The sequence below is a fragment of the Enterococcus raffinosus genome (assembly GCF_019175485.1).
Classification (GTDB): Bacteria; Bacillota; Bacilli; order Lactobacillales; family Enterococcaceae; genus Enterococcus_A; species Enterococcus_A raffinosus.
On sequence record NZ_CP072889.1, the window covers coordinates 517601 to 532700 of the forward strand.

Sequence of the window (15100 nt, forward strand, 5' to 3'; positions counted from 1 at the left end):
TCCTTATCTGCAAAAACGAATAAAAATGGTAAATAATAAAAATACTCCAGCGAGCCCTTTTAAAATGGTATCGATTTTACGATGATTTACTTCAACAAAGCTTGTAGGCTTGATTCCCTTAATGCTGAATCCTCTTGTCTCTAAAGTCATTCCTCTTTCTTGAGCATCTGTCAATGATGAAAGGACAACCGGACCAATTAATGGTAAAAACGCTTTCGTTCTTTGCAAAAAATTACCTGTCACCTCAACTCCTCTAGACTCCTGAGCTTCTTGGATATTTTTTACTTTTCTTTGCATTTGAGGGACAACATTTAGACTAGCTAAAATCAGATAACCTATCTTCATATTAAGTCCTGACTGAGTGAGAGCGGCAACCGTTTCAGAATTCTTAGTTGTCTGCATAAAAAGATAAAATGTAGTTAGAAAAACTAACAATGTGGATGATACTTTTAAGGCATAAAGAGTGCCTTCTAAACCAACTTGAGCAAAACCCAAATCAGCGATCATTGTTATATTTTTCGGACTATATAAACCTTGGATAAATAAGAGCATGAGCGTCACAGGAACACCAAAGCCTAAAATTAAAAGTATCACTTTTTTTCCAAGGCCCATAAAATAAGCAAGTCCTAAAATTATCAATAAAAGTATGTAGCCTAAATATGGGAAAGGATAGATCATACAACCAACCCCAAAGCTCAGTACAAGTAAAAGTTTAGTTATTGGATTTAAATCACGTGCATTCCTATATATTTTATTTTTAGTATTCACTGATTCTTCCCCCTCATTTCTTCGCCTTTTCATTTATTAACGAAGCATGATCTAATGGAGCATATTGGCTCGAAAATCTTTTAGGTATTTTCTTTACTAACCAATAAACAATAAAAAAAACGATTCCTTTATCAATAAGGTTTTCTATCAGTGAAGTTGAAAAAACAGAAAGGACAAGCTTTTTAGTTGTTGCAATTAAAGCTGCCGTCGCAATGGAGCTAGTATTAATTCCTGTTGCTCCACCATATACGAAGATAGTTATTAGTGATGAAGCAAACGAATTTGTCAAAGTACAAGCTAACCAAGTAAAAATTGCCCCGAGAATATTTTTAAAAAAACCAGCCTTCACTAAATAACCTGTAACTAATCCGCATAAAATACTAACCAATGCATAAGGAAAAAATACTGGATTAGTCACAATTGCTAAAAATAAATTTGTGATTAGCCCGCAAAGAGCTGCTACCCACGGCCCTGACAGGCAAGCTACTAATACCGTTCCGATCATGTCTAAAAAAAGGGGTAGTTTTAAAGTAGAGCACAATGTTCCTCCAATTAAATTGATTCCCACAGCAATTGGTATCAGCACAAGTGCCTTTGTTGAAAACTGTTTTTGAAGAAATGTTTGAAAAGATTTATTCATGATCGTTTCCCTCTTTAATATGTGATAAAATCAATCAAAGAAAACATTTTCGGAAAACGTTTTCCTTGAATAGAAGTTATCATCCGAAATTAAATTTGTCAATATGTTTTTTCCATTTATCAAAAAATAGTTCATATTTTTGACTAAACACTCTTGACCCTTTTTGAACTAGTTGAGTATGATGGGAAAAGAGAAGTCGATTTCAAAGGAGAAGCTTATGAATATTAGAGATATCGCAAAATTAGCAGGTGTTTCCGTTTCAACAGTGTCTAAAATCGTGAATAAGAAAGATGCCAGTATTAGCAATGAAACTCGCGAAAGAGTATTAAAAATAGTCCATGAGTATAACTACACTCCCTATTCATCTGCCATTAATAATGCTACAAGTACAGGTTCTATTGGTATATTGCTTCGTTCTGATAGAACTGTCGATCAATCATTAAATGGGATGATTGAATACGCGCAGCAAAAAGGATACAGCCCCATTATTTTCAGTAGTCTGGAAAATCACGAACAGGAGCTTAAAAATATTACAGCTTTATGTACAAAACAAGTGGATGGAATCATTTGGGAACCAATAGATGAAGATAGTTTAAAAAATCAAACTCATATAGATACTTCTGGTATCCCACTTGTATTGGTTGGCCATTTGAAAGGAATCAATAGCTTTTCTCTTCCATATGCAAAAGCTGGTTATTCTCTAACAAAGCAACTAATTGAAAAAAGGCATAAAAAAATCGCCTGTATAACAGGAGATAGTATAAATAAAGAAGCTTTTATCACCGGTTATAAACAGGCTCTTTTTGAGCACAATCTAAAATTTCACGATTCATTGCTTATTGAATCCTTGGATAATACAATCAATGATTTTATTATTGAAAAGCAACTATCTGGTTTCGTTTCTGCTGATTTTTATAAATCCATTGAATTATATAACCTAGCTATTCAAAGTGGGTTAAGCACACCAAAAGATTTCTCATTACTTTCTATTCGTAATGATACAGAATTGGAATTTAAAAATTTTCAAAATAAGCTCTCCACCATTACCTTCAGTAATAAACGTTTTGGCGAGCATGCCTGTCAAGCTCTTATGGACTTAATTAATAAAGCCTCCGAATCGAATCCTTATCAGGAAGAATTGGTATTAAGTAATACAGAATCATTAGGGCTTCCTGCTGAAAGTGAACGGCCAAAGATTCTTGTAGTAGGAAGTCTAAATATGGATACGTATCTTTATTCTTCAAAACTCCCTCATAATGGTTCAACAAATTTCTTATCTAATCTGAGCAAACGGCCGGGAGGAAAGGGACTTAATCAAGCCATTGGAACTGCGAAGCTCGGTCATCAAATTCGATTAATAGGATGTGTCGGATCTGATAGTGACTCGAATACTATGTTCCAGGAACTTAGAAAAAACAACGTGAACACGAAAGGTTTATCTCGTTCAAATGATGCCGAAACAGGTCAAGCATATATTTTTGTGGAATCTACTGGTGATTCAATGATTTCTATTTTACCAGGAGCTAACGCTGAATTATCTCCTTCAATACTCGAAAAAAATATTGATCTATTTTCTAATGTCAAATACTGTCTTGTTCAAACTGAAATTCCAATAGATGCAGTAGAAAAAGCTTGTTTGTTAGCAAAAGAAAAAAATATTGAACTTATTTTAAAGCCTTCCGCGTCAAAAAGCATTTCTAATTCTATTTTGAAAAAAATAGATTATTTGATTCCGAATGAAGATGAGTTATCTACTATGTGTCCTTCTTTTGAGACGATGAATGAAAAAGCAGAATATCTGCTTTCTAAAGGTGTCAAGAATGTGATAGTTACCTTAGGCAATCGAGGATGTTTCTTAAAAAATTCCATGCAAGAAAAATTTTTCCATGCAGCTGATTTTTCTGTCATTGACAGCACTGGAGCAAGTGACGCTTTTATCAGTGCCTTATCCGCATATCTTTTAAGAGATTACTCTTTAGAAAAGGCTATTCAAATTGCTAGTTATGCAGCCGGGTTCCTAGTCTCTCGTGACGGAATAACCACTGCTTTAGTTGATCGTATGACATTAGAAAGTTATATTGCAAAAAAAGACCCTAATTTATTGAAAAAAGATTAGGAAAGAACATAGTTATATCTGATATTCATATAAAGCTTTTTCTTAATGATTAAGAGAGGCTGTGACATAAGTCTAAAAAAAAAGCACTAGAAACGACGTGAAAACGTCCTTTTCTAGTGCTTTTTGGGTAAAATAAAAGAGTACGGTAGCACCCGTACTCTAAATCATTCAATCCCCGAAAGGATCAAAATCATGCATACAAATTATAACATGAATCAACTCACTTTAGATATCACAACTTCTTATATTCAAAAAAAAGACAGCACTGCTTGGTTTATTAATGAACTCGTTGAATCTCTTGAAATCACGGATTCCTATCTTTTTGTTCGTCCCCGGAACTATGATTTGAGTGCGATGTTAAAACTGGTTCTTTTTGCCTATACCCGCAGTGTGTTTAGCAGTCGGAAAATTGAACAGTTGGCAGAAGAAAGCCTACCAGCTCGTTGGTTGACCCAAGAACAGATGCCTACCTATCGAACCAGTGCCCGCTTTCGTGTTTCCAATGAGTTAGAAACATTGATCGAAAAAGGGTTTGATTCGTTGGTCCATTATTTAAGAGAGCGACAATTGATTAATGATTCGATTTTTATCGATGGAACGAAGCTCCTCGCAGATGCCAATAAATACAGTTTTGTTTGGAAAAAGACCACGCTCAACTATGACAAAATGAATCGTGAGCAGATCGTCTCTTTGATGTCTGAACTGAAAGAGGCACATTTAGCGAGTCACGTTCCTGAAGGAACCTCACTCACATTAGATATGATAGATGAAGTACTGACGAGGTTGGAAATACGGCTAGAAGAATTGGAACAAGAAGTACTTGAAACCAGAAAGGTTTCACCAAATCCAGCCAAACAGCAGCGCCGTTTATTAAAAGCACAAACACGAAAACTAAATGAACGGCGTGAAAAAATGGTCGATCATCAACAGCGCTTAGTTATTTGTGGTGCCCGCAATAGCTATTCAAAAACAGATAACGATGCCACATTTATGCGTGTCAAAGAAGATCCTATGCGCAATGGGCAATTAAAACCTGCGTTCAATCTTCAAATAGCCACCAGTAATCAGTTCATTTTGGGTTATGATGTCTATCAAAATCCAACGGATACCAAAACCTTTCCCACGTTTATAAAAAAATTGAACGTGGCGAATCGCCTCCCAATGCATATTGTCGCGGATGCAGGGTATGGTTCAGAACAAAATTATCGGTACCTTGAAGATGAACTACCGAACCACACTGCATTGATCCCTTACTCAACGATGTTGAAAGAACAGAGTAAGAAGTGGCAATCGGACGAACGAAAAGTGATGAATTGGACGTACAACGAACAAGAGGATTATTATCTTGATCCAAAAGGTGTTCGTTTTAATTTCAATGCGTACAGAACAGAGACGGATAAAGTCGATGGGTTTGTCCGAGATTTTAAAGAATACAAAGCAGAGAAATACACAGAAAACAAAGAAGTGATTCAAGAAGCGTTGACCCAAGGGGGAAATACACGCATCATTAAGGTCAATCCTTCGTTAGAATATTTTAAAGCCAAACAACGCACCTTGCTTTCAGAACCTGAAAATGGAAAAATCTACGCACAAAGAAAAATTGACGTAGAACCTGTTTTTGGATGGATGAAGGCTTGTTTGCATTTCACTCGGTACCATGTTCGAGGCATGGAAAAGGTGAAAAAGGAAACGGGCATCCTTATCATGGCATTGAATATGAGAAAGTTAGCGGCAATGAAACGGCTTGGCACCTTGAGTACATAGAAATTGGCTTCCATAAATCAGTAAATGATTTATGGAAGCCAATTTTTTCCTATTAAAGACTATGACTTATGTCACAGCCTCTCTTAATTTTTGTTATTCATTGAACTCACGGTGTTATACTGAATAACAAATTCCATCTTCTTTATCGATGTAACCAGTGGTTAAACACAGAAGTGGGAATTCTTCCACTTTAGAAACTCTATAGTTAATTTTTAGAGGAACTTATAGCTATATCAATCTTTTGAAATAGAGAGTTATTTCCCGCTCGTTATAAATTATGAAGATTTCCTTTTTTCTTGTTCATAATAATCTTTTTTAATAAAAGTTATTTCCAGAGTGATTTTTAAAATAACTATCCAAATCATAAGGTGAATAAAAGCCTTGATCAGTTACAATTCCGCTGATCAACTCTGGCGGTGTTACATCAAACGAGGGGTAAAGTGCTCTTACACCTTTTAAAGTGTGTTTTATTCCATTTAGCTCCATCACTTGAACTGGATCGCGCATTTCAATTTTTATCGCATTTTTATCTTTTTTATCTGCATCTGGAATACCTGTTACAAAATATGGAACACTAAAGTGCTGAGCTAACAAAGCAATTTGGTAAGTTCCTACTTTATTAGCAATGTGACCATCTCGAGCAATTGAGTCTGCTGCAGAAGTAAATAAGTCAATTTTCTGAGAACTCATTAAATAAGCAATCATATTATCTGTGACTACCGTCGTATCAAACCCCTTCTCAGCACAACAACTAGCCGTCAATCGAGCTCCTTGCAAATAAGGTCGTGTTTCTGAACAGTAAAATCTGATCGTTTTTTTCTGTTCAATCGCTTCTCTCAAAAGCATCCCAATGATAGTTTCACCAAAACACTGCGTCAGTACCGCCCCGTTATTAGGAATTCTATCAATTAGAAATTTCGCCACTTTATTCATTGTAAAATACCGGTTATTTAATGAATCGAGAGTGTTTTGTTTGATCGCCTCGGCTGGATCACTCCCTTTAGCTAACGCTTCTTTTCCCACCATAACACATTTTTCGGTGATTAAGCGCATTCGATTAGCCGTTGTAGGGCGCGCATTCGCAATTTTTTCGCTTGCTTCAAATAAATAATTCTCTCTTTCTTCGATTGATAATCCTTTACTTTGATAACAAGCTAAAGCCATTCCCATCCCAGCCGCCGTATATGGGCCTGCACTTTGCGTCACCATATCAGTAATTGCTTGCGCCACCTCTTGGTATGTCTGACAATTTACAAAACTGATTTCTCTAGGATAAACCCTTCGATCTAGTATCCGTACTTTTCCATCTTCGTACCAAGCAACATTTTCATATTGCAAAAGTGTCGGCATTAAATAATCTTGTCGTTCCATCTAAATCCCTTCTTTGCATTTGATAAAAGCATCGACCAAATCTTGCCCTGTTGTAATCGTTTTTCGTTCTTTAATCAATTGAACTCCAAAATTGATCAATACTCTCTCAGCCTGTACTTTCTTCTCCTCTGGGATCAAAGATAACTCTTTTACTTTTGAATCCCCTACCACTCGCCGAATTATTTCGGTTCCAGCGTATCCTAGAGTATCATTCATAATATTGGCAAGGTAACTCTTCTTAAACGACTCGTTTTTGTACAATTTATTGGTTACAATTTCATCATATAAAATATTCATTTTTTCTAAGACTAGATTATAAATTTCTTTACTACTTATCAAAATCCAATCATTAAAGCTAGTATCAGTATTTTCATCTGTCAAACTAAGTACTAGTGGAAAATAAAGATGAGCTAATACATTTCCAATGTCATATCCCATCGGGCCATAACAAGCAAACTCTGGATCAATGATTTTTACCCCTAATTGATTGATAAAAATCGATCCTGTATGCAAGTCACCATGAATCAAAGCCTGATCATTATTCATAAAATTGTTTCGTAACCAAGCAATTTCTGCATGTAGTTCCTCATCTTCATATAAAGTCGATTCAACAAATTTTTCATTGCCAGAGGTGATGATATTTTGATTTCGATAATCATCATATGGTTCAGTTAGCACAAGATTTTCACTAATGTCACACATATCAATATTCGTAAAAGACTTCACACGTGTTTTCTTTGTAGCACTGTCTAAAACTAAATCCGTTGTAGGAAGCAGAACCTTAGCGAGAAAATTTGTGATTTCTTGACTAAAATTCGGGAAAATTTTTTTGTCAATCAACTCATATCGCATATTTCTATATTCTGAAATATTTTCCATTGTCAGTGCTGACATGTTTTCATCATAATCGAAGACTTCTGGGATGAATTCTGGTGCTAATTCATTTTGAATTTTTAAAATTTCCGCTTCAATTCGATTACGTGACAGGTCTAATAATCTGCCAGAAGATCGCAAATATTTATCGGCTTGTTTTACTACAACAGTCTTCCCAGTTGAAGTTTCGGTTACTTGGTGAACATAGTTAATGTTACCGTCGCCAATCTCTGAAACAACTAAATGGTCCTTATCATCAAACAAACCTAATCGAGCGACCACATAATCTTTGATGTCCTCTTCATTCATCAAGAAATGCTCGTCGTAACAAATTTTATTTTCCATCATCTTTCTATACCTCGTCCATTTATTTAAATTGCTAACTTTAAGATTTCAACAATGTCTGAACTATTGAGCGATTTCAAATGCCCCACGGTTTGCATGTCACCTTTCGTTGCTCGATCAGCCATCGTCTCAAAATGAGTATCATCGATTTCCAACTCAGTCAACGTAGTTTTCATTCCTAGCTTAACGAAGAATTCTTTAGTTTTTTCGATTGCTAAATCAATGATTTCTTCTTCAGTATAGATAACAGGATCAATTTCAAAAACACGAATCCCATATTTCACAAACTGTTTTGGAGAGAAGCGGCTAACATACTTCATCCATGCCAGAGTCACAACTACCATACCTTCCCCATGAACAACACCGTATTGTCCACTTAATTCATGTTCGATCCGGTGAGATCCCCAATCAGGTTCCCGACCAAGCTCCAAACTATTATTGTGAGCAATAATAGCAGTTAATGACATTTCTGCCCGTAAATCATAGTTTTCTAAATCCCCCATCAGTTTCACACCATTAACAAGTGTTGCGCGAATCGCCCCTTCTAAGAGATAATCAGTAATGTCCGTATGATCCACTTCGCTAAAATAGCGTTCCAATAGATGTGATAGGATATCCGCTGTTCCAACCCCTGTATAATACTTGGGCAACTTGATTGTAAATTCTGGATTCACAATTGAAAATTTCGGAATAATAATTTCACTTTCGACACCCAACTTATGCTCGGCATTCGATATGATCGTTGCTGGTGACATTTCAGAGCCAGACGATGCCACTGTTGAAATAGCTCCAATCGGTAACGCTTCAGTAACTTCCTTGTCACCGGTAAAAAAATCCCAGGTGTTCCCCTCATACATACTTCCGAGTGCTGTAGCCTTTGCAGTATCGATAACGCTACCACCACCGACTGCCAGAATGAAATCGATTCCTTTTTCTTTAACAAATTCACTTAGCTCATTAATTAGTGAGAGTGCAGGATTTGGGACAACTTGCCCGTTTTCAAAGTATTGAATTTCATATTTCGATAATTCTTCATGGATCGTTTTCGCAATCCCTAGTTTTTCGAAATAATCCCCACTATAAAGGATCAAAACTTTTTTAGCTTCACTCCATTTATTGATAAGTTCACCAATGCGTTGCTCTTCATTTCTACCAAAATAAATATTTGCCGGATTATAATAGTTGAAATTCAGCATGTATTCTCCTCCTAAAAATCGAATCATACAAAACCGATTAACTACAATATCACTGATCGGTTCTGTATGTTCTTAACTGATATCATTTTTATTATTGATTCGTTTAGACTTTTTCAAAAATTTGCCCATAAGTTCCAAACTTCTCGACAACTATTTCCATTTGTTCTTTATTTAGTAATACTGGTTTACCAATCGCTTCTGCTCTTATTTTTAGTTTCGCTAAGAACTCAATATCTTTTGCTACAGAGAATGCCTCTGCGCAACTTGGTCCAACAGCCAAGACACCATGGTTTCCGAGCAGGATTCCATTATTATTTCCCATTACACGATACGCTTCATCAGCTAATTCTTGTGTTCCAAACGTTTTGTAGTCACAGCAACGAACCCTATCTCCTACAGATCCGATAATGTAATGGAGCGGTTCGATGTCTTGCAATAAGCACGCTACCGCTGTTGCATAGTCAGAATGAGTATGAACGACAGAGTTTACATGATCTGTCTTCTTATAGAAAATGCAATGCATGTGATACTCGCTGGAAGGTTTACGAGTGCCTTCTACTACATTGCCATCTAAATCCAAAATAACAATATCTTCAGGTGTTGTTTCGTTATAAGGAATCCCACTTGGACTGATTAACATCACGTTGTCTTCTCGAATAAAGATCGAGATATTTCCGCCGGTTCCTGTTGTCAATTTTTCGGTGATTAATTTTTTTCCAAAGTCTACAATCTGTTGTCTTTGCTCCATATACTTCATCTCTAAAATGCTCCAATCTCTTTTTTACTATTCATTTTTTCACGGTATAACAACCATGTTTCCAATTTTTCTCGTAAGTATTTATTTTCGTTTGGGTAATATTCTTTTACAACGGAAAGCTTTTGCGCAGAATCTTCTAGCGCAAAACATGTCATTGCTGCGCCTATAATTGATGCCTCATCATAATTTTCTTTCAGTATCAGTTTTTTATCTGTCAAATCAGCAACCATTTGACAGAGGCAATCCATTCTCAAACCACCACCGGCACCAACAATGTAGGGAGAGTTTGTTTGACTTAATACTTCATTTTGACGAATTTTGAATGCAATAGAAAAAGCGATATCTGCTACCATCGCATGGATCAAATCTTCATTTCCAATTTCTTGATGAAAAGGAACTGTCATTAGAAATCCACCATTAGGAAATGAAATATTTTTGTATGGCGATTGACTAGTAAAACTCGCTACACATTTCAAATCTTCATAATTGTCCATAACATATTGATTGATCGATTCATAGGTTGCATCTGGCAGTAATTTTTCTTTAGCAAGTTGTAAATTCAGGCCTGTGACACCAGGATTGGTTTCAATTTGATAACCCTTACCGCCTAAATTACAACTACACCAGAAATTGAATTCTCTATTTTTTTCATAATTGGGAATACTCGTTTTGTACTTTACTACCGGCGAAGTGGTTCCGGAAATTAGGCCTATATCGGATGAACTTAGATTCATTCCTCGTGCAGCTAATTGCGTATCTGCTCCTCCAACAACATAACTACATTCAGAATCTAAATTGAAAATAGACTTCATTTCCGGTAAAATCTCATGGATCGTTCCTGTTGTAACGATTGATGGAAGAATAGATTCATCAAGTCCAAAATCTTCGCAAACACGGGTATCCCATTTCTTCGAATAAATATTAAATAATTGTGTTTCGCAAGCCTGTGACAATTCAATTTCAACTTTTCCAGTGAGAATATACCCAATCCAATCACTCAAACTAATTATATTATCAATTGAATGATAATAATTTTCTCTCTTTTGCTTAAATCCATACAATTTCATTGCACCAAAATCTTCAGTCAAAGGTCGCCCCGTTACTTTTTCAATATAGTCTTTGTCGGGAATACTACTTAGCCAATCTTTTCCTCGGTTATCAACATTTGGTAATCCATAAAAATCATTACCATTAGCATCAAGGAGGACAAACGATTCTCTTGCTGAAGATGAGCTTATATAGCGTATCTTACAGTTCTTTAAATCTGAAGATAATTCCTTAACTCCCAAAAAAATATTTTGTTTTAGTTCATTCGGAATAAAATACTTGGCATCATTGTATTCATCATCTACATAGAAAGAATTTTTAAAGCTTTTTATATTCAGAATAGCCCCTCTACACGAAACTGCTGCCACTCTGGTACTGCCTGTACCAATATCAATAATTAATGCTACATCTTGTATCAAACCAAGTCACCTACTGTCTGATCTGCGAAACTCTCCTTTTTCAAAAGTTCAAAAATCTTACTGGTAATAATCTCAGATTGATGATCCACCACTTGATTTGAAGCTCCGTATATGTGTGGTGTCAGTAGAATATTCGGAATATCAGCCACGTTCATATCCTTCTCAGAAGGAGGCTCGGTATCTAGAACGTCAAGAATAGCTCCTCGAATTTTTTTCTTTTCTATAAGTTCATATAAGGCTTCGTTATCTACAACCGCACTGCGTGAAGAATTGATGAAAACACTGTCTTCTTTGATCAGTGATAGCAGGTCTCGATTGACCATTCGAGTCGTCGTGTCATTAACTGGTAAATGGATCGTGATATAATCTGACTCCGAAAAAATTTCCTCCAATTCAACCTTTTTATAGTCGTCTAGATCATCGACAAAAGGATCATAAAAAGCAATATCAACATTGAATCCGCGAAGAAGTTCCGCAATATTTCTTGCGACTGCTCCAAAACCAACAAAGCCAATTTTTGATTTATATATTTCATTACCCATCCATAAATGATAAGGGGTCGTCCCGACTTTCCATTGCTTGTCTTTTGTCCAAATTACTGATTCAACTAAGTTTCGTTCAAAAGCAATTACCGTGCTAACCCACATTTCTGCTACGGCATTAGCATTTCTAGCAGGTGTGCATAAAACTGGAATACCATAATTTTTACAAGCTGATACATCAATATTTTCTGGAGATGCTCGACAATCCCCAATGAATTTCAAATCAGAGTACCCCTTTAAAACGGTTTCATTAATTACATCTAGTTCTGTAATTAATGCGTCTGGACGTTCTCTTAAAAGACAATCAATCATTTCTTGTTCATAATACCGTTCACCTGTATCTGTCCATGGCAGATACACGACTACTTCAAATATTGTTTGAAGCTTTGACAAATTTTCATCATTGATTGGCGCACGCACTAATAATTTTTTCATTATCTATCCCCCTAAAAAATGTTACCAACTGGAAAGCTAAATAGTATCGATTTCTTTTGACTCCTCAATTTCTATATCTGGGAGATTAGTCTTTTTAACATCCAATGTATCTTTGACTTTTGGAATTTGCAAAATAATTGAAAGGCTCCCAGCAGCTATCATTAACATTGAATACCAATTATAGGGCATGATACTCACAGGTGACACACCTGCTAGTCCACCAACAACCAACAATTGACCTGCATACGGTAGTAATCCATTAAAAGCGGATGAAAATAAATCTAAAATGCTAGCAGTTCTTGAGCGCGAAATATCAAAACGATCAGCGATATCCCTTGCTAGAGGTCCAGCAGCAATAATAGAAATCGTATTATTGGTCGTAGCGATATCGATCAAACTCACTAATGCAGCGATTGAAAACTCTGCTCCTCTACGCGATTTTACATTTTTTGTCAAATTATGGAGAAGCCAGTCAATCCCCCCAAGATGTTTCATTACAGCAACTAATCCGCCAACTAGTACCGCAATAATAGCCATATCCTGCATTCCCATCATGCCTTCATGAATCGTTTTCATAAATCCAGTTAAACCAAAATCCCCGTGTATCAAGCCGATAACTAGTCCAGATAGAACGCCCAAAGTCATTACATTGATTACATTCATGCCTACCAGTGAGAGAATAATTACTAAAACATATGGAAGAATATTGACCAGATTATAATTGTACGTACCTCCTGAAATACCACTTGTATCGATTGGCTGAAGAGCAAGAATTATACAATTGATTAAAACTGCAGGCAAAACAATTAGGATATTTGCCTTAAATTTTGACTTCATTGTAACTTCCTGTGTTCTAGTAGCTGCAATAGTCGTATCAGAAATGAATGAAAGGTTATCCCCAAACATCGCTCCTCCCACAACAATCCCACAAAGTAAAGCTACATTTGAATCAGTTTTAGTTGCAACGTCAATTGCAATTGGTGCTAACGCTGCCACAGTTCCCATTGAAGTTCCCATTGCAAAACTCAATAAACAAGCAATAAGAAAAATTCCAGGAAGAATCATATTAGATGGTAAAATACTCAACCCAAGATTTGAAACAGAGTCAACGGCATGCATTGCCTTAGCGACACCATAGAAAGCTCCGGCAAGCATAAAGATAATGACCATTAGTATTAGTGTATGATCGCCAGCACCTTTACAAAAAATAGTAACTTTTTCGTCAAAACTAATTTTTTCTTCTTTCTTGTTCATCATCAGAGCTACTGCACAAGCCAGAGTAATTCCTACCATTAACGGCATATTCTCAAAACTTCCTGTCGATAAACCAGTAAACATGTAAAGAACTAAAAAAATAAGCAAGGGTAACATTCCTTTAAAATTACCTTTTTCCATCAAAATTCTCCTTTTTTTGGTTTCTTTTTTGGTTAAGCGCTTTCCTTATTCACAATATACAAAGAAACCAAAAATAAGTCAATGTTTTTTTGAATTAAAACCAAACTTTCCAAAAATATACAAAATAACACAAAAGTTATAGTATTGATTTTCAAATTCAAGCTTGTTATCATAAAGAAGAAATCTAGTGAAATGAGGACTGTGAAATGTTGAAATTTGAGCGTTTGCGTATTATTGAAAATCTGTTATATGAAAACGGAAGCGTCTCCACTTCCGAATTGAGTAAAATGTTTGATGTCACAGAAGAAACAGTTAGAAATGATTTGGTTGAATTACAAAATGCGAATAAAATTAAAAGAGTTCGTGGAGGGGCTTTTTTAATTGAACCTGTAGATAATGAAGTTCCCATTACAATTAGGAATGAAATGCTTCAAGATGAAAAAAAAAGTATTGCCAACATATGTCTAGACTACATTAATCCTGGGGATACGATAGCAATCGATTCATCTACAACAGCAAATTGTTTAGCAAAAATGATTAAAGAAGCTGAATTATCAGTAACAGTCATCACTAATTCCATTACCAACGGATCTATTCTTATGAATTCAAAAAATGTAAACTTGATCATCCTTGGTGGTACTCTGCGCGGCAAGTCAAATTCATTGGTTGGCAATATAACTAATGAGTCTATAAAAAAATATGTAATCAATAAAGCTTTTGTTAGCTGTTCAGGTCTTTCTATACCCGCAGGTCCAACCGACACAAACGAACAAGAAGCTAAAATTCGAGAGAATATTTTTTATTCCTCTGAGAAAAATTTCTTACTGGCAGATAATACGAAATTTGATTTTAGAACTGTTTATTTGATATCTGATTTTGACTCAATTGATTATATTATCACAGATCAGAAAGCTTCCTCAGAATGGAAAGACTTTCTAGCAGAGAAGAAAATTGAATTGCTCTATTAATGAAATAAAATGGCAACTCTAAAAACAAAAAATGAGAATCGAAACTGCCTTCACTTTCTTATAAAGTAAAGTCCGTCTTCTTTTTTAAGGGGTACAAATTCTGAAAATTGTGATTTTATATTCCTTTTCCACATTTTATGTCGGCTCTACAATGATAAAACGAAGTTCTGTTAGATTAAGTTATCTAACAGAACTTCGTTTTAGTGTACACTCTTCCCGTTATTCCACCACCTTATTAATGATATATTATTATTAAAATGTATCACTCATAAAGATGAAATGATTCGATTATTGCATTGTCAACAGTAGGCCAGGTTGATTCATTGGAATGTGTGATGTGATACTCGGTCAATAGCTCTTGATAGATAAGGGCTCGATATTGGCCACCTCTACCAGAGTGAATTACCATAGGCAATTCACATTTATAGATTTATAACGGATGAACGACAATTTCTTTTTTATAC

General features: G+C 35.6%; 11 protein-coding genes and 1 pseudogene. 3 read left to right on the forward strand and 9 right to left on the reverse strand.

The genetic code is table 11. From position 1 onward, the window contains the following. Window positions 1–3 precede the first annotated feature (3 nt). Together J9537_RS17105 and J9537_RS17110 are read right to left on the reverse strand one after the other, a co-directional pair. Entirely contained in the window at window positions 4–768 is a 765-nt protein-coding gene (locus J9537_RS17105) for an energy-coupling factor transporter transmembrane component T (protein WP_070509621.1), read from the reverse strand. Between the two features lie 13 nt (window positions 769–781). Continuing rightward, on the reverse strand, window positions 782–1408 hold the full coding sequence (locus tag J9537_RS17110; RefSeq protein WP_028020049.1) for an ECF transporter S component: 627 nt from the start codon (window positions 1406–1408) through the stop codon (window positions 782–784). A 217-nt stretch (window positions 1409–1625) separates the two neighbouring features. Between J9537_RS17110 and J9537_RS17115 the strand changes: the two genes are divergently transcribed. Together J9537_RS17115 and J9537_RS17120 are read left to right on the forward strand one after the other, a co-directional pair. Next, complete coding sequence (locus tag J9537_RS17115; protein ID WP_028020048.1) at window positions 1626–3524, forward strand: PfkB family carbohydrate kinase; 1899 nt, start codon at window positions 1626–1628, stop codon at window positions 3522–3524. 192 nt (window positions 3525–3716) lie between these two features. Next, a pseudogene (locus J9537_RS17120) lies at window positions 3717–5261 on the forward strand (IS1182 family transposase); the annotation flags it as partial. 342 nt (window positions 5262–5603) lie between these two features. Here J9537_RS17120 and J9537_RS17125 read toward each other — a convergent pair. The 7 genes from J9537_RS17125 to J9537_RS17155 all read right to left on the reverse strand — a co-directional run bounded on the left by J9537_RS17125 (window position 5604) and on the right by J9537_RS17155 (window position 13668). Continuing rightward, a complete protein-coding gene (locus J9537_RS17125; RefSeq protein WP_028021344.1) occupies window positions 5604–6659 on the reverse strand; it encodes an S-methyl-5-thioribose-1-phosphate isomerase in 1056 nt (351 codons plus the stop codon). Then, entirely contained in the window at window positions 6660–7880 is a 1221-nt protein-coding gene (gene mtnK / locus J9537_RS17130) for an S-methyl-5-thioribose kinase (RefSeq protein ID WP_218083170.1), read from the reverse strand. Window positions 7881–7903: 23 nt separating this feature from the next. Continuing rightward, window positions 7904–9073, reverse strand: coding sequence for an iron-containing alcohol dehydrogenase (locus J9537_RS17135; RefSeq protein WP_028021342.1), 1170 nt, complete (start codon window positions 9071–9073; stop codon window positions 7904–7906). 103 nt (window positions 9074–9176) lie between these two features. Continuing rightward, a complete protein-coding gene (locus tag J9537_RS17140) occupies window positions 9177–9830 on the reverse strand; it encodes an L-fuculose-phosphate aldolase (protein ID WP_028021341.1) in 654 nt (217 codons plus the stop codon). Between the two features lie 2 nt (window positions 9831–9832). Continuing rightward, a complete protein-coding gene (locus J9537_RS17145) occupies window positions 9833–11296 on the reverse strand; it encodes an FGGY-family carbohydrate kinase (RefSeq protein ID WP_083284983.1) in 1464 nt (487 codons plus the stop codon). Further along, complete coding sequence (locus tag J9537_RS17150; protein ID WP_028021339.1) at window positions 11293–12273, reverse strand: NAD(P)-dependent oxidoreductase; 981 nt, start codon at window positions 12271–12273, stop codon at window positions 11293–11295. Before J9537_RS17150 ends, J9537_RS17145 begins: the two co-directional genes overlap by 4 nt. Before the next feature lie 36 nt (window positions 12274–12309). Beyond that, window positions 12310–13668, reverse strand: coding sequence for a Na+/H+ antiporter NhaC family protein (locus J9537_RS17155; RefSeq protein WP_035019971.1), 1359 nt, complete (start codon window positions 13666–13668; stop codon window positions 12310–12312). A 206-nt stretch (window positions 13669–13874) separates the two neighbouring features. Here J9537_RS17155 and J9537_RS17160 point away from each other — a divergent pair, with 206 nt between their 5' ends. Beyond that, window positions 13875–14636, forward strand: coding sequence for a DeoR/GlpR family DNA-binding transcription regulator (locus J9537_RS17160; protein ID WP_028021338.1), 762 nt, complete (start codon window positions 13875–13877; stop codon window positions 14634–14636). Window positions 14637–15100: the final 464 nt, after the last annotated feature.

Bases quoted from the DNA above. Each gene is read 5' to 3' on its own strand.
- J9537_RS17140 (WP_028021341.1), bottom strand. From the start codon at position 9,830: ATGAAGTATATGGAGCAAAGACAACAGATTGTAGACTTTGGAAAAAAA.
- J9537_RS17150 (WP_028021339.1), bottom strand. From the start codon at position 12,273: ATGAAAAAATTATTAGTGCGTGCGCCAATCAATGATGAAAATTTGTCA.
- J9537_RS17135 (WP_028021342.1), bottom strand. From the start codon at position 9,073: ATGCTGAATTTCAACTATTATAATCCGGCAAATATTTATTTTGGTAGA.
- J9537_RS17155 (WP_035019971.1), bottom strand. From the start codon at position 13,668: ATGGAAAAAGGTAATTTTAAAGGAATGTTACCCTTGCTTATTTTTTTA.
- mtnK (WP_218083170.1), bottom strand. From the start codon at position 7,880: ATGATGGAAAATAAAATTTGTTACGACGAGCATTTCTTGATGAATGAA.
- J9537_RS17115 (WP_028020048.1), top strand. From the start codon at position 1,626: ATGAATATTAGAGATATCGCAAAATTAGCAGGTGTTTCCGTTTCAACA.
- J9537_RS17125 (WP_028021344.1), bottom strand. From the start codon at position 6,659: ATGGAACGACAAGATTATTTAATGCCGACACTTTTGCAATATGAAAAT.
- J9537_RS17160 (WP_028021338.1), top strand. From the start codon at position 13,875: ATGTTGAAATTTGAGCGTTTGCGTATTATTGAAAATCTGTTATATGAA.
- J9537_RS17110 (WP_028020049.1), bottom strand. From the start codon at position 1,408: ATGAATAAATCTTTTCAAACATTTCTTCAAAAACAGTTTTCAACAAAG.